The sequence below is a fragment of the Amycolatopsis sp. NPDC003731 genome (genome assembly GCF_053586895.1).
This window is the reverse complement of the sequence record NZ_JBSFNC010000181.1, coordinates 1-16,209: the sequence shown is the minus strand read 5'-3', so window position 1 is coordinate 16,209 and position 16,209 is coordinate 1. Positions and strand designations below refer to the sequence as shown.

The following is a 16,209-nucleotide window of genomic DNA, read 5'->3' as shown; positions in this document are numbered from 1 at the left end:
GCACTGTCCCTGCTGGCCTTCGCGACCGGCGCGCCGGCGTCGGCCGTGGCGGCCGGGCTCCCGCAGACCCTCGCCCTCGTGCAAGGGCTCGGCGACGCCGGCGTCGCCGCGCCGCTGTGGTGCGCCACCCGCGGCGCGGTCGCGACGGCGGACAGCGAGCCCGTCGCGGACCCGGCGCAGGCCCAGTTCTGGGGCTTCGGCCGGACGGTCGCGGTGGAACACCCCAACCGCTGGGGCGGCCTGGTCGACCTGCCGGAAACCCTGACCGCCGAGGACGGCGAGCGGCTGTGCGCGGTCCTCGCCACCGGCGGTGAAGACGAAGTCGCCGTAAGGGCCGGAAAAGTCCTCGCCCGCCGCCTCGTCCGCGACACCGGCACGAATCCACAGTGGACACCGACGGGCACGGTCCTGGTCACCGGCGGCACCGGAGCCCTCGGCGGGCACGTCACCCGGTGGCTCCTGGACCACGGCGCCGAGCACGTCGTCGTGGCCGGCCGCCGCGGGGGCGAGTCCCCGGACGACCGCGTGACGGTGGTCGCCTGCGACGTCGCCGACCGGGACGCGGTCGCGGCCCTGCTGGCCGGACACCCGGTGACGGCGGTGGTGCACGCGGCGGGCGTCCTCGACGACGGCGTCGTCGACACCCTGACCGGCGACCGGTTCGCCGAGGTCCTGCGGGCCAAGGTGACCGGCGCCCGGATCCTCGACGAGCTGACCGGCGACCTCGACGCCTTCGTCCTGTTCTCCTCGCTCGCCGGCACGGTCGGCGCCGCGGGACAGGCGAACTACGCCGCCGCCAACGCCGAACTGGACGCACTCGCCCAACGCCGCCGGGCGACCGGCCGCGCGGGGGTCTCGATCGCCTGGGGCCCCTGGGCGGGCGAGGGCATGGCCGCCGAAAACGCGGACCGGATGCGGCGCGCCGGGGTCACCCCGCTGCCCGCGGCCGGCGCCGCGGCGGTCCTCGGCCGGATCGCGTGGTCGCAGGTCGTCGCCGACATCGACTGGGACACCTATCCCGCGACCCGGCCGTTCTTCGCCGAGCTGGCCCCGGCGGCTCCGGTCCTGGCCGCGCCGCCCGGAAACCTCGGCGACCGCCTGGCCGGGATGTCGACGGCCGACGCCGGTGACCTGGTCCTCGAGATCGTCCGCGAGCACGTCGCCGCGGTGCTCGGCCACGGCCGGGCCGCCGACGTCGCCCCGGACCGGGCGTTCAGCGAAACCGGCTTCACGTCGCTGACCGCCGTCGAACTGCGCAACCGCCTGGACCGCCTCACCGGGCTGAACCTGCCCGCGACGCTCGTCTTCGACCACCCGTCGCCGTCCGCGCTGGCCCGGCACTTGACCGCCGAGCTGCGGGAAGACGAGCGCGGCGTCGACGGCCTGCTCGACGAGCTGAGCCGCGTCGGCGCCGCCCTCGGCGAGGCCGATCGGGCGCGCGTCGCGGAACGGCTGCGGCTGCTCACCGCGGGCTGGACGGGCGAGTCGGCGGCCCCGAGCCTCGAATCCGCCAGCGACGAGGAGATGTTCGACCTCCTCGGCAAAGAGTTCGGCATCTCCTGACCCGGCGCCCGCGACCTACGGAGTGAGAAGACGATGGACAACGAGGAGAAGCTCCGCTACTTCCTCAAGCGGGTCACGGCCGATCTGCAGGACACCCGCCGCCGGCTCGAGGAGGCGCGGGCCACCGAGCCGGTCGCGATCGTCGGCCTCGGCTGCCGGTTCCCGGGCGGCGTCCGCACTCCGGCGCAGCTGTGGGACCTGGTCGAAGGCGGGCACGACGCGATCTCCGGCTTCCCTGAGGACCGCGGCTGGGACCTCGGGTCGCTGTACGACCCGGACCCGGAGGCGCCCGGGACGTCGTACGTGCGCGAAGGCGGCTTCCTCGACGGCGTCGCGGACTTCGACGCCGGCTTCTTCGGCATCTCCCCGCGCGAAGCACTGGCCATGGACCCTCAGCAGCGGCTGCTGCTGGAGACGTCCTGGGAGGCCCTGGAACACGCGGGCATCCGGCCGCCGTCGCTGAAAGGCAGCCGGACGGGGGTCTTCGTCGGCTCCAACGGCCAGGACTACGGCACCCTCATGCTCGGCTCGGCCGAGGCCCTCGAAGGCCACCTCGCGACGAGCAGCGCCGCGAGTGTCCTTTCCGGACGCGTCGCCTACGCGTTGGGGCTGGAGGGGCCGACGCTCACCGTCGACACGGCGTGCTCGTCGTCGCTGGTCGCGCTGCACCTGGCCGTGCAGGCGCTGCGGCAGGGGGAGTGCGACCTCGCGCTCGCCGGTGGCGTGACCGTGCTGCCGACGCCGGGGTCGTTCATCGCGTTCAGCCGGCTGCGCGGCTTGGCCACGGACGGCCGCTGCAAGGCGTTCGCCGAATCCGCCGACGGCACTTCGTGGGGCGAGGGCAGCGGCATGGTCGTCGTGGAACGGCTGTCGGACGCGCGCCGCCACGGTCACCCGGTCCTGGCCGTAGTGCGCGGTTCGGCGGTGAATTCCGATGGCGCGTCGAACGGCTTGACCGCGCCCAACGGTCCTTCGCAGCAACGGGTGATCCGGGCGGCACTGGCCGACGCCGGACTGTCCACTTCGGACGTCGACGTCGTCGAAGCCCACGGCACCGGCACGACGCTGGGCGACCCGATCGAAGCCCAGGCGTTGCTGGCGACCTACGGCCAGGACCGGGAGACGCCGTTGTGGCTGGGCTCGGTGAAGTCGAACATCGGCCACACCCAGGCGGCGGCGGGCGTGGCCGGGGTGATCAAGATGGTCATGGCGATGCGCCACGGTGTTCTGCCGCCGACCCTGCACGTCGGCGAACCGTCGTCGCGGGTGAACTGGTCGGCGGGGTCGGTCGAGCTGCTCACCGAGCGGCGTGCCTGGCCGTCGGACCGGCCGCGCCGGGCCGCGGTTTCCGCGTTCGGCATGAGCGGCACCAACGTGCACACCATCCTGGAACAGGCCGAGGACCTCCCGGCCGCCGGACCCGACGAGCCCGGCCGGATCGTGCCCTGGGTGCTGTCGGCCCGGTCGCCGGAAGCCCTGCGCGCGCAGGCCGCCGCGCTGGCCGACCTCAAGGCGCCGATCGGCGACGCCGGGCTGTCCCTGGCGACGACGCGGTCCGCGTTCGACCACCGCGCGGTGGTCGTCGGCGACCGCGACGGCTTGTCCGCCGGGCTCGCGGCGCTGGCCGAAGACGTCCCGGCTCCCGCCGTCGTCAAGGGGACGGCCGCGGCGGGCAAGGTGGCGATGGTGTTCCCCGGCCAAGGCTCCCAGTGGGCCGGGATGGCCGTCGACCTCCTCGCCGAGGCTCCGGTGTTCGCCGCGCGGATGGCCGAATGCGCGGACGCCCTCAAGTCCTTCGTGGACTGGAGCCTGACCGAGGCCGTCCGTGACGCCGCGTTGCTGGAGCGCGTCGACGTCGTGCAGCCAGCCTTGTTCGCGGTGATGGTTTCGCTCGCCGAACTCTGGCGCTCGTACGGGGTCGAGCCCGCCGCGGTCGTCGGGCACTCGCAGGGCGAGATCGCCGCCGCCGTCGTCTCGGGGGCACTGTCCCTCGAGGATGGTGCTCGCGTGGTTGCTCTGCGCAGCCAGGCGATTCTCGCGCTGGCCGGCGAGGGCGGCATGGTGTCGATCGCCGAATCCGCCGACGCCGTGGCCGCCCGGATCGCGCCCTGGGGCGAGCGGTTGTCGATCGCCGCGATCAACGGCCCGTCCGCGGTGGTCGTCTCCGGGACGCCGGACGCGCTCGACGAGCTGATGTTGTCCTGCACCGACGTCCGCGCGAAGCGGGTTCCCGTCGACTACGCATCCCATTCGCCGCAGGTGGAACGGATCCGCGAACGACTCCTCGACGTCTTGGCCCCGGTCCGGCCGCGATCAGCCGCGACGGGGTTTTTCTCCACGGTCACCGGGGCGTGGCTCGACGGCTCCGAGCTGGACGCCGGATACTGGTACACCAACCTCCGCCGTCCGGTCCGGCTCGACACCGCCGTGGCCGCGCTGACGGACCAGGGCTTCCGCACCTTCGTCGAGGCCTCCCCGCATCCGGTGCTGACCATGGCGATCGGCGGCGACGAGGTGACCGCGCTCGGCTCGCTGCGTCGCGACGAAGGCGGCCTCGCCCGGTTCCACACCTCGCTGGCCGAGGCCTGGGTGCACGGCGTCGACGTCCGCTGGGACGACGCGTTCCCCGGCGCCTGCCGCACCGAACTGCCGACCTACGCCTTCCAGCGCGAACGCTACTGGCCGCGGCTGGTCCCCGGCGGCGACGCGAGCGGTCTCGGCCTGGCCCCGGCCGGGCACCCGCTGCTCGGCGCGGTCGTGTCCCTCGCCGGCTCGGGCGGCATGGTCCTCACCGGCAAGCTCTCGCTGTCGAGCCTGCCGTGGCTGGCCGACCACCGTGTGGGCGGGGAAGTCCTGTTCCCCGGCACGGCGTTCGTCGAGCTCGCGCTCCGCGCCGGCGACCAGGCCGGCCGCCGCACCCTCGACGAGCTGACCCTGGAAACGCCGCTGGTCCTGCCCGCGCAGGGCGGCGTGCACGTCCAGGTCACGGTGGGGGAGGACGGCGACCTCGCGATCCACTCCCGCCCGGACGAGTTCACCCCGTGGACCCGGCACGCGACCGGCCTCCTGACCGACGCCGCTCCCGCCGTCGAGCCACTCGACGCCTGGCCGCCCGCCGAAGCCTCTCCGGCCGACCTCGCCGGCTTCTACCCGGCCATGGCCGCCACCGGCGTCGGCTACGGCCCGGCCTTCCGCGGCCTGCGCGCGGTGTGGACCCGTGGCTCCGACGTCTTCGCCGAGGTCGAGCTGCCGGAGGCCCAGCGCGCCGAGGCGAGCCGGTTCGGGCTGCACCCGGCGCTGCTCGACGCGGCCCTGCACGCGGCCGGGTTCGGCGCCCTGGCCGCGGCGGACGGGCCGCGGTTGCCGTTCGCGTGGAGCGGCGTTTCCCTGACCGCGACCGGCGCGACCGTCCTGCGCGTGGCGCTGACTTCGGTCGCCGGCGACGCCGTCGCGCTCACCCTGGCCGACGAAAGCGGTGCCCCGGTCGGCATGGTCCGTTCGCTGGCCCTGCGGACCCCGGCCCGCACCGGCGCCACCCCGGACGCGCTCTTCGAGGTCACCTGGCCCGAGCTCCCGGCCACCGAGCCGACCGGCGAGTTCACCGTGTTCCGGGTCCCGGACGGCCCGGTGCGGGAGGTGACCGCGGCGGTCCTCGAACGGCTCCAGGAGTGGCTCGACGCCGAAGGACTCCTGGTCCTGCACACCACGGGCGCGGTCTCGGTCGACGGCGAAGATGTCACCGGCCTCGCCGCCGCGGCCGTGACCGGCCTGGTGCGCTCGGCCCAGGCCGAGAACCCCGGCCGGTTCGTGCTCGTCGACGCCGACGACGTCCCGGCCGAGCTGCCGGCCGGCGAACCCCAGCTGGCCCTGCGCGCGGGAACGTGGCACGTGCCCCGGCTGGCCCGAGTGTCCACTTCGGACGGGTCGCCGGACTGGGGCGACGGCGCGGTGCTGATCACCGGCGCGTCCGGCCTGCTCGGCGGCCTCGTCGCCCGGCACCTGGTCACCCACCACGGCGTCCGGCGGCTCCTGCTGCTGTCCCGCCGCGAACCCACGCAGCTCGCCGGCGAACTCACCGCGCTCGGGGCTGCGGCCACGGCCGTCGCCTGCGACGTCGCCGATCGCGCGCACCTGGCTGCGGTCCTGGCCGGACACCCCGTGTCGGCGGTCGTGCACGCGGCCGGGGTACTGGACGACGGCGTCGTCGAATCCCTCACCCCCGAGCGCCTCGAAGCGGTCCTGCGGCCCAAGGCCGAGGCGGCGCTCAACCTCCACGAGCTCACCTCGGGCCTCTCCGCGTTCGTCCTGTTCTCCTCATTCGCCGCCACCATGGGCGGCGCGGGCCAGGCCAACTACGCCGCCGCGAACGCCTTCCTCGACGCGCTCGCCCAGCACCGCCGCGCCCACGGCCTGCCCGCCGTGTCGCTGGCCTGGGGACTCTGGGCCGAAGCCAGCTCGATGACCGGTCACCTCGCCGACGGCGACCGCCACCGGATGGCCGGCGCGGGCATGACCCCCCTGGACACCGACCTCGGCCTGGCGTTGTTCGACCGGGCCGTCGCCGCGGACCGGGCCGTGCTCGCGCCGGTCCGGCTCGACCTCGCGGCGCTGCGCCGCCGGCCGGTGACACCCGCGCTGCTCCACGGCCTGCTGCCCCCGGCCCGGCGGCAGGCCACGGCGGCGGTCGCGAAGTCGTCGTTCGCCGAGCGGCTGGCCGGGCTCGGCGCGGACGACCGCGCCCGGCAGGTCCTCGACCTCGTCCGCGGGCTCGTCGCGGGCGTGCTCGGGTACGCCTCGGGCGGCGCCGTCGAACCGGCGCGCGCGTTCAAGGAACTCGGCTTCGACTCGCTGACCGCCCTGGAACTGCGCAACCGCCTCGCCGCCGAAACCGGGCTGAGGCTGCCGGCGACGCTCGTGTTCGACCACCCGACCCCGCAGGCGCTCGCCCGGTACGTCGTCGAGCGGGTGTCCGGCGAGGCCGCGCCGGTGGTGGTGCGGGAGCGCCGGGTGGACGGCGACCCGATCGTCGTCGTCGGCATCGGCTGCCGCTACCCCGGCGGGATCCGGAGCCCGGAGGACCTGTGGGACCTCGTCGCCGCGGGCCGTGATGCGGTCGGCGACCTCCCGGACGACCGCGGCTGGGACGCCGACGCGCTCTATGACCCCGACCCGGACCACCCCGGCACCAGCTACGCCAAGGAAGGCGCGTTCCTCTACGACGCCGCCGACTTCGACGCGGGTTTCTTCGGCATCTCGCCCCGCGAGGCGCTCGCCATGGACCCGCAGCAACGGCTGCTGCTGGAGACGTCCTGGGAGGCCCTGGAGCGCGCGGGCATCGACCCGGAGTCGTTGCGCGGCAGCCGGACCGGGGTGTTCACCGGCGTGATGTACTCCGACTATGCGTCCCGGCCGCTCGCCGTGCCCGAGGGCGTCGAGGGGTTCCTCGGCACCGGCAGCTCGGCGAGCGTGGTGTCCGGCCGCATCGCGTACGCCTTCGGCCTGGAAGGCCCGGCGATCACCGTGGACACGGCGTGTTCGTCGTCGCTGGTGGCGCTGCACCTGGCGGGCCAAGCACTGCGGCAGGGCGAGTGCGACCTCGCGCTGGCGGGCGGCGTGACGGTGCTCTCGACGCCGGGAGTGTTCATCGACTTCAGCCGGCAGCGCGGCCTGGCCGCCGACGGCCGGTGCAAGTCGTTCGCCGACGCGGCCGACGGCACCGGCTGGGGCGAGGGCGCCGGGATCCTGGCGGTGGAACGGCTTTCCGACGCGCGGCGGCTCGGGCACCCGGTGCTCGCGGTGGTCCGCGGCACGGCGGTGAACTCCGACGGCGCGTCGAACGGCCTGACCGCGCCCAACGGCCCGTCGCAGCAACGGGTGATCCGCGCCGCGCTGGCCGGAGCCGGGCTGCAACCGTCCGAAGTGGACGTCGTCGAGGGCCACGGCACCGGCACGACGCTGGGTGACCCGATCGAGGCGCAGGCGATCCTGGCGACGTACGGCCAGGACCGTTCGACGCCGCTGTGGCTCGGTTCGCTGAAGTCGAACATCGGGCACACGCAGGCGGCCGCCGGGGTGGCGGGCGTGATCAAGATGATCATGGCGATGCGGCACGGCGTGCTGCCGCCGACGTTGCACGTCGATGCCCCTTCGTCCCATGTGGACTGGACGGCCGGTGCGGTGGAGCTGCTGACCGAGGCGCGCACCTGGGTTTCCGACCGGCCGCGGCGGGCGGGGGTGTCGTCGTTCGGCGTCAGCGGGACGAACGCGCACGCGATCCTCGAACAGGCGCCTGCCTTGCCGCCGGTGGTGCTCGAGCGCGGGGATACCGATGTCCTGCCGTGGGTTTTGTCCGGTCGTGGGGACGCTGCCCTGCGAGCGCAGGCCGCTCGGTTGTCGGACGTCGCCGGGCATCCGGCCGACGTCGGGCTGTCGTTGTTGTCGCGCGGCCGGTTTTCGCACCGGGCCGTGGTCCACGGCAGCAGTGCCGACGAGCTTTCGAGCGGGCTGGCCGCGCTGGCCGAGGGCCGGTCGGCGCCGAACGTGGTCGTGGGCCGCGAACGGCCCGGCCGGCTGGCGGTGCTGTTCACCGGCCAGGGTGCGCAGCGGGCCGGAATGGGTCGTTCGCTGTACGAGCGGTTCCCGGTGTACGCGTCGGCTTTCGACGAGGTCTGCGCGAACTTCCCGAACCTGCCCTTCGACGATGCCGAGCTGCTGAACCGCACGGAGTTCACCCAGCCCGCGCTGTTCGCGATCGAGGTCGCTCTCTACCGGCTGGTCGAGTCGTTCGGCGTCCGCCCGGATTTCGTGGCCGGGCACTCGATCGGCGAGATCGCCGCGGCGCACGTGGCCGGCGTGCTGTCGCTGTCCGACGCCTGCACGCTGGTCGCCGCCCGGGCGACGCTGATGCAGGCGCTGCCCGCCGGTGGGGCGATGGTCTCGATCGCCGCCCCCGAGTCCGAGATCACCCTTGTCGAGGGCGTCTCCATCGCGGCGGTGAACGGTCCCGAGTCGGTGGTCATCTCGGGCGAGGAAGCCGCGGTGCTGGCGGTCGCCGCCCGGTTCCCGAAGACCAAGCGGCTTGCGGTGAGCCACGCGTTCCACTCCCCGCTGATGGACCCGATGCTGGCGGAGTTCCGCGCGGTCGCGGAGTCCTTGACGTACCACCCGGCGGAAATACCGGTGCTCTCGAATGTGAGCGGTGCTCTCGCTTCGCCGTTCACCGCCGACTACTGGGTGCGGCACGTGCGTGAGGCTGTCCGGTTCGCCGACACCGTTCGCGCCCTCGACGCCGAAGGCGTGACGACGTTCCTGGAGCTGGGTCCCGACGGCGTGCTCAGCCCGATGGTCAAGGACATCCTCGGCGAGGGCTGCGTCGCTGTCCCGGCGGTGCGGCGCGACCGCTCTGAAGAGAGAGCACTGCTCTCGGCGTTGAGCACTGCTCACGTCCACGGGGTCGACGTCGACTGGGCGCCGTTCTTCCCGGGAGCCGCCCGGGTCGACCTGCCCACCTACGCCTTCCAGCGGCGGCGCTACTGGCTGGACCTGGTGCTGCCGGAGACGGTGGTCCCCGAAGCGAGCGACGCGCCGGAAGCCGAGCCGATCACCGGACGGCTCGCCGACCTCCCGGCCGCCGACCGCCCGGCGTGGCTCCTCGACTGGGTCCGGGCGGAGGTCGCGGCGACGCTCGGGCACCCGTCCGTCGACGCGGTCGAGCCGGAGTCCGCGTTCGCCGAACTGGGGTTCACCTCGCTCGGCGTCGTCGAGCTGCGCAACCGGATCAGTGCGGCGACCGGACTCGAACTGCCCGCCGCGCTGGTCTGGGACTACCCGACGGTCGGGGAGCTGGCCGGGCACCTGCTGGCCAACGTCCCGCTGCCGACGGCCGAGCCGGGTGGTGCGTTGGGGACGTTGCTCCGGACGGCCCGGGAAACCGGCCGCACGGCCGAGTTCCGGACGTTCCTCGGCGCGGCCGCGCAGTTCCTGCCCGCGTCGCCGTGGACGCCCCGGCTCCGGCGGGCGACGACGGGCGCGTCCCGGCCGCTGCTGTTCGCGTTCGGCACGCTCACCGGCTCGACCCGCTGGGGCGAGGACGTCACCGCGCGCTTCGACGGCGTCCGGGAGACGTGGCTGCTGCCCGCACCGGGTTTCGACGGCGAGACGCCCGCCCCCGTCGACCTGGACACGCTGGTCACGACGGCCGCCGAGGCCATTCGCGCCCAGGCGGACGGCGAACCGTTCGTCGTGCTCGGGTCCGGTTCGGGTGCGCTGCTCGCCGCCGTCGTGGCCGACGCCGCCGGCGCGACCGGCGTCGTGCTCGCCGACCCGGCGGACGTCGAATTCGACGAACTGCCCGAGACGGCGACGGATGCCGAACTGACGGCTGTCGGTGCCTACCTGCGGCTGTTCGGGACCGCCGTCGCCGAGCCGCGGGTCCCGGTCTTCACCCTCGAACCGGGGGAGGACGTGGCGGACGCGGCCCGGCAGATCCACACCTGGCTGGTGGAGGAGCTGCCCGCCGCTTGCCGCTGACCGGGATGATCCGGCGTCATATCTGATGTTTCGTGCACCAGACCTTGACTCCCTGATTGGAAGGAAATTTTACTAACCGGAGGTCCTCCACCTCACCTCCGGGAGCACGCATGTCTTCACTCCGGCGCATCGCGAGCGCGGCCGCCGCGTTCGCGATCGCGGCCAGCGGTCTCGTCCTGGGTTCGCCCACGGCGTCGGCCCTGGAAAACGGCCTGCTGCGCACGCCGCCGATGGGCTTCAACAACTGGAATTCGACGCAGTGCCGCGCCGAGTTCAACGAATCGATGATCAAGGGCATCGCGGACATCTTCGTCAGCAAAGGCCTGAAGGACGCCGGCTACACCTACGTCAACATCGACGACTGCTGGGCGCTGCCGTCGCGCAACTCGGCCGGGAACCTGGTGCCCGATCCGGCGCGGTTCCCCAGCGGCATCAAGGCGCTCGCCGACTACGTGCACGCGAAGGGCCTGAAGTTCGGCATCTACACCAGTGCCGGCACGAAGACCTGCAACACCGCGGGCTTCCCGGGCGCGCTGGGCCACGAGCAGCAGGACGCGAACCTGTTCGCCTCCTGGGGTGTCGACTACCTGAAGTACGACAACTGCAATAACCAGGGTGTCGACGCGCAGCAGCGCTACAAGGCGATGCGGGACGCGCTCGCGAAGTCCGGCCGCCCGATCGCGTACTCGATCTGCGAGTGGGGCCAGAACAAGCCGTGGACCTGGGCCGCGCCGGTCGGGAACCTGTGGCGCACCACCGGTGACATCTCCGACAAGTGGTCGAGCATGATCGGCAAGGCGCAGACCAACCGCGGCCTCGCCCAGTACGCCGGCCCCGGCCACTGGAACGACCCCGACATGCTCGAGGTCGGCAACGGCGGGATGACCGCGACGGAGTACCGCACGCACTTCAGCCTGTGGGCGATGATGGCGGCCCCGCTGCTGATCGGCAGCGACCTGCGCAAGGTGTCGGACGACAACTTCTCGATCCTGAAGAACACCGACGTGATCGCGCTCGACCAGGACCCGCTGGGCAAGCAGGCGACCGTGCTGAGCGCGAACGCCGGCCTCGTCGTCTACAGCAAGGTCCTCTCGAACGGCGACCGCGCGGTGGCGCTGTCCAACGAAACGGGCGCGACGGCGACGATCAGCACGACGGCGTCCGCGACCGGGATCGGCAGCGCATCCTCGTACACGCTGAAGGACCTGTGGAGCAAGGCGGTGCGGAGCACTTCGGGGACGATCAGCGCTTCGATACCTTCGCACGCGACGGTGCTGTACCGGGTGTCGCGCGCCGGCGGTTCCTCGACGCGCTACGAAGCCGAATCCGCCACGCTTTCGACCGGCGGCACGGTGGATTCGAACCACGCGGGCTTCTCCGGGACCGGCTTCGCCAACGGCGCCAACGCGGTCGGCAGCTACGTCGAATGGCAGGTCACGGGCCCGGCATCGACGCTGACGTTCGGCTACGCGAACGGCACGGCGGCGGCGCGCCCGGTGGACGTCTCGGTCGACGGCACGGTGGTGGCCGCGGGCGTGTCGTTCCCGGCGACGGGCGCGTGGACGACGTGGAGCACGGTGGCCAGGTCGTTGCCGCTTCCGGCGGGTGCGCACACGGTCCGCCTGACCGCGACGACCGCCGACGGCCCGGCCAACCTCGACTACCTGGACGTTTCGCCGTAGCAGGCCTACCTGGCGGCGTTGCGTTCGTCGTAGGACTGCCGGGCCGCTTCGACCTTGCCGAGGTTGCCCGACCACTCGGAGAGCGACGCGAACAGCGGGCCGAGGCTGCGGCCGAGCTCGCTGATCTCGTACTCGACGCGTGGCGGGACCTCGGCGTGGTAGGTGCGGACGACGAGGCCGTCGCGCTCCAGCTGCCGCAGCCGCTGGGTGAGCACCTTCGGGGTGATCGTGGCGATGCGGCGTTCGAGTTCGACGAACCGCTGGCGCCCGTACTCGTTGAGCGCCCACAGGATCGGCGTCGTCCAGCGGCTGAAGACGATGTCGACGACCGGGGCGATCGGGCAGGCCTGTTCGGGTGTGGTTTCGGTCACTTCGACGCCTCCGGCCAATACTTTCCTCTAGGTACCTACTATCACTCCGAATGTATCGTCGATCCCATGATCATGGTTGTGGGAGCGACGGGAAATGTCGGAGCGCCGCTGGTGCGGATGCTGGCGGAGGCGGGTGAAGAGGTGACGGCGGTGTCCCGCCGGATCACCTCCGCGCCGCCGGGAGTGGTGGTACAGCGGGGAGAGCTGGCTTCGGTGTCGTTCGCCGGGGTGTCGGCGGTGTTCGTGCTGGTGCCGGGTGCGTTCGTGCCGTTGGACGACGTCCTGGCCCGCGCGAAGGCGGCGGGCGTCCGGCGGGTGGTGGCGTTGTCGTCCCAGGGCGTGGCGACCGGCCGCCACCCGGCGGTGCTGGAGGATTCCGTGCGCCGCTCGGGTCTGGAGTGGACATTGCTCCGGCCGGGAGCGTTCGCGTCGAACGCGTTGCAGTGGGCGGAGAGCATCCGTTCATCGCGGGAGGTGGCGGCCCCGTTCGCGGACGTGGCCCTGCCGGTGGTCGACCCGTCGGACATCGCTGCGGTAGCGGCGGCGGCGTTGCGAGAGGACGGCCACGCGGGCAAGGCGTACGTGCTGACGGGGCCGGCCCCGATCACCCCGCGCGAACAGGCGGCGGCGCTGGCCGAAGCGGTGGGCGAGCCGGTGCGGTTCGTCGAGCGGACGCGCGAGGAGGCGCGTTCCCTCATGCTGGGCTTCCTGCCGCCGGAGGTCGCGGACTCCACTTTGGACATCCTGGGTTCGCCGACGTCCGAAGAACAAGCGGTGAGCCCGGACGTCGAGCGGGTGCTGGGCCGCCCGCCGCGTCCGTTCGCCGACTGGGCGTCGCGCTTCGCGGGGGCGTTCAAGTGACGGAGCTGGTCCACCGTTCGTCGGGCACCGGTGCGCCGGTGGTGCTTCTCCACGGCAACCCGACGTCGTCGCACCTGTGGCGCAACGTCATGCCGTCCCTGCCGGGCCGTCTGCTGGCGCCGGACCTGATCGGCATGGGGTCGTCCCCGCGGCCGGACATCGAGTACACCTTCGACGACCACGCCCGTTACCTGGACGCGTGGTTCGACGCCCTGTCACTGGACGACGTGGTCCTGATCGGCCACGACTGGGGTGGCGCGCTGGCGGCGGACTGGGCGTCCCGGCACCCGTCGCGCGTCCGGGCGCTGGCGTTCACCGAAGCGGTCCTGAAGCCGATGACGTGGGAGGAGTTCCCGCCCGCGGGCGCCGAGTTGTTCCGGGCGCTCAAGACGCCGGGCGTGGGCGAGTCGCTCGTCGAGGACTTCCTGCCCCCGGAGTACGCGTTCCAGGACCGCCGCCCGGTCCTGCAGTGGACCCGCTCGATGCCCCTGGGCGGCGAGCCGGCCGCGGTGGTGGCCCGGATCGAGGCGTTCGGCCGCTGGCTGGCGTCGTCACCTGCGGTGCCCAAGCTGCTGGTGACGTTCGAGCCGGGCCACGGCACGATGCTGACGCCATCGATGGTGGAGTGGTGCGCGTCGACGTTCGCATCGCTGGAGGTGGTGCGGCGCCCGGAGAAGGCGGGGCACCACACGCCCGAGGACCAGCCGGAGGCGCTGGCGTCGACGCTGGCGGAGTGGCTGGCCGGTCTCCCGTCGTAGGTCCGCGGTCGCGGCCGCGCACGCGGAGCCCGGCGGGCAGATTCCCCGCCTCGACGGCGACGGTTCACGCTGCACGCTGGTCACGCGCCGGACGGCCGGCGACTCCCGGTGGCGCCGAGAAGATCAATCGCCGTGGTCTGGTCGTCGGCGGGTTCTCGCTCGTCAGCGGGGGATCCCTGGCCGTGCTGTGGATCTGAAGCGGAACACCGTCAGCGGGCGTCGGTCTCCTTGTCGCACGGGCTGACCCGGTAGAGCCGGAACGCGCCGCCTCGGTCGAGCTCGCGGAACCCGGCCGACGGGGCCGGGTAGCCGGTGCCTTCCCACATGCTGCCCTTGACCGTGACGTTGGCCAGCAGGTACCGGACCTGGAGGCGGTCGACGATTTCGCACACCTTCGGGTCGCTCGCCGCCTGGTTGAGGTGCTGGGCCAGGTACACCTGGTCCGGGGTCAGCCGGCCCAGGTTGAGCTGGGGGAACAGCACCTGGCGGCCGGTCAGGGCCAGCACCGCCGGGCTGCCGTTGTACGGCCTCTGGGCCACGATGGTGCCCGGTTCGGTCTGCCGGCCGATCCGCGTGAACAGGGCGTATTCGTCCGGGCTCACGAGCGGGGTGGCCTTGGGGTACGCGGCGAGGACGCGGTTGCGGTGGTCGGAGAAGTGCAGGCCGCCGGTCACCAGCAGCAGGGCGCAGGCGGCCAGGATCGGGGCGGCGGCGGGTCCGAGCCGGCGGGCCACGCCGTCCGGCGCGAGCCTGCCGCGCAGCGCCGTCACCACCGCGAGGACGCCGATCACCGCGAGGGGGACGCCGGTGATCGGCAGCATGGCGGCGAGCCGGTGGGAGTCGGTGTACCAGAAGCCGGTGAAGATGCGGCGGGTCGAGCCCGGCACGCCCGCGGCGAGCACGTACAGCCCGCCGGAGACGACGTGCCCGGCCACCAGCCAGCGGCGGGACCGCTGCCGGAAGCACGACACGGCACCCAGGATCACCAGCAGGGCGAGGACCCAGCCGGCGCCGTTGTGGTTGGTCGCCCCGGTCAGCACTTCGCCGAGCGCCTGGGAAGGCGACTCGAAGGGTGCCGAATCCGCGCTCATGGGTCCCGCGAACACGCCCCACCGGACGACGACCAGCCAGTACAGCGGTGCGGCGAGCACGATCGGCGCGGCGAACAAGGCCGCCGGTGCTCGCCGCCCGGCCCGGTACCGCCGCGCCGCGGCTCGCGCCAGGCCGACGACGACCACGGGGGTGGTGATCGCGGCCAGGCTGATCACCGCGTTCGGGTGCGCGATGGCCACCGCCGTCAGCAGCACGGGCGCCAGCAGCCAGGCCCGGCCGCGGCCGATCACGTCGTCCTCGGCGAGCCCGGCCATCGAGACCACGACGGCCACCCCCGCCGGCACCAGGGAGAGCCCGAGCAGGTTGGGCCACAGGATGCCCCAGCCGAGCAGTTCCCACGGGAACGCCCCGAACGCGACGCTGAGCAGGCCGGCGAGTCCCAGTGCCGCCCGTGAGGGGCCCGCGAGCTGCCGCATGAGCAGCACGCAGCCCAGTGGCCAGACGACGAGCGCGATGGTCACGGAGAGGATGTTCGCGGCGGCCGGCACCGAGATGCCGGTGAGCATGACGAAGAGGGATCCCAGGTCGTGCCAGCCCGCGGGGTAGAAGCCCCGGACGCGATCGGGCACGCCGAGGGTGTCGATCATCAGCGTGGACGCGTCACCGCTGTTGAGGATGGTGGCGACGGCGTTGTAGTGGAAGGACGAATCGTCGGTCTTCGCCAGTTCTTCCGGGCTGCCGATGGCCGCGCGCACGGTGAGGACACCGAGCACGAGGGCGGCGCCGAGCCCGGCCACGGCCGTCCCCACCGCGGCGAGCCGGTCACCGCGAGCAGGCGGTGGCAGCCGTTTGCGCAGCGCCAGCACCACAACACCGAAAACGCCGGCAGTTCCCGCGAAAACGAACAGCAGCAACAGCGGCGACCACCGAAGCCCGAGTTTCGAAGCCACCACGGCGGTCACCGAAACAACGGCCACCACGACGATCGGGGCCAGGGCAACCATGGCCAGCCGCCGCAGCCCGAGCAGGTAAGTGAAAGGAATGCCGGGCAGCACGAGAAGCGCGCCGCACAGCAAGACCAGCGGCACGGCACCAAGCCAGGACACAGTCGAACTCCCCCCGTAAGACCCTCCGCTACCAGGTCATATCAACCTGGCCCCGCTGTCCTCATCGCCCACAAGGGACAGAAGGTTACGTCCCCCGAAACGAGTACCGAATCCGCATCAGCAGGCCCGAAAAGCGCCCGGATTGATCGCGCAGGATGACAATAAAAACCCGATCCACATCGACCGGAACTGGCCGCGGCAGACCTGCCAAGGTGAGCCGAACCCAATCCGGCAGGTCTCCCAAGGCACCGGAAGGCACCGTGGGGGGTCCGGGGGGCTCGGCCCC

7 protein-coding genes are annotated in these 16,209 nt (G+C 72.9%); 5 read left to right on the top strand and 2 right to left on the bottom strand.

The annotated features are described in order from the left end of the window. The 3 genes from ACWDN5_RS41525 to ACWDN5_RS41515 all read left to right on the top strand — a co-directional run. Positions 1-1,563, top strand: a 1,563-nt coding sequence (locus ACWDN5_RS41525) for a beta-ketoacyl reductase (protein ID WP_449680132.1), incomplete at its 5' end; no start/stop codon positions are given. Positions 1,564-1,596: 33 nt separating this feature from the next. Beyond that, complete coding sequence (locus tag ACWDN5_RS41520) at positions 1,597-10,092, top strand: SDR family NAD(P)-dependent oxidoreductase (protein ID WP_449680131.1); 8,496 nt, start codon at positions 1,597-1,599, stop codon at positions 10,090-10,092. A 110-nt stretch (positions 10,093-10,202) separates the two neighbouring features. Continuing rightward, positions 10,203-11,774, top strand: coding sequence for a carbohydrate-binding protein (locus ACWDN5_RS41515; protein ID WP_449680130.1), 1,572 nt, complete (start codon positions 10,203-10,205; stop codon positions 11,772-11,774). A 5-nt stretch (positions 11,775-11,779) separates the two neighbouring features. Here ACWDN5_RS41515 and ACWDN5_RS41510 read toward each other — a convergent pair whose 3' ends face one another. Beyond that, positions 11,780-12,145 (bottom strand): winged helix-turn-helix transcriptional regulator, encoded by a 366-nt coding sequence (locus ACWDN5_RS41510; RefSeq protein ID WP_310972189.1) that lies wholly within the window; start codon positions 12,143-12,145, stop codon positions 11,780-11,782. Between the two features lie 66 nt (positions 12,146-12,211). Here ACWDN5_RS41510 and ACWDN5_RS41505 point away from each other — a divergent pair, with 66 nt between their 5' ends. Then, positions 12,212-13,006, top strand: a complete 795-nt coding sequence (locus ACWDN5_RS41505; RefSeq protein ID WP_449680129.1) for an NAD(P)H-binding protein — start codon at positions 12,212-12,214, stop codon at positions 13,004-13,006. Next, positions 13,003-13,764 (top strand): alpha/beta fold hydrolase, encoded by a 762-nt coding sequence (locus ACWDN5_RS41500; RefSeq protein ID WP_449680128.1) that lies wholly within the window; start codon positions 13,003-13,005, stop codon positions 13,762-13,764. The genes ACWDN5_RS41505 and ACWDN5_RS41500 overlap by 4 nt, the downstream gene beginning before the upstream one ends. 209 nt (positions 13,765-13,973) lie before the next feature. Here ACWDN5_RS41500 and ACWDN5_RS41495 read toward each other — a convergent pair whose 3' ends face one another. Continuing rightward, entirely contained in the window at positions 13,974-15,923 is a 1,950-nt protein-coding gene (locus ACWDN5_RS41495; RefSeq protein ID WP_449680127.1) for a DUF6541 family protein, read from the bottom strand. Between the last annotated feature and the right edge of the window lie 286 nt (positions 15,924-16,209).

What these genes read in the sequence shown, in the direction of transcription:
- ACWDN5_RS41520 (WP_449680131.1), top strand. Translation starts at nt 1,597, where the DNA reads ATGGACAACGAGGAGAAGCTCCGCTACTTCCTCAAGCGGGTCACGGCC.
- ACWDN5_RS41515 (WP_449680130.1), top strand. Translation starts at nt 10,203, where the DNA reads ATGTCTTCACTCCGGCGCATCGCGAGCGCGGCCGCCGCGTTCGCGATC.
- ACWDN5_RS41505 (WP_449680129.1), top strand. Translation starts at nt 12,212, where the DNA reads ATGATCATGGTTGTGGGAGCGACGGGAAATGTCGGAGCGCCGCTGGTG.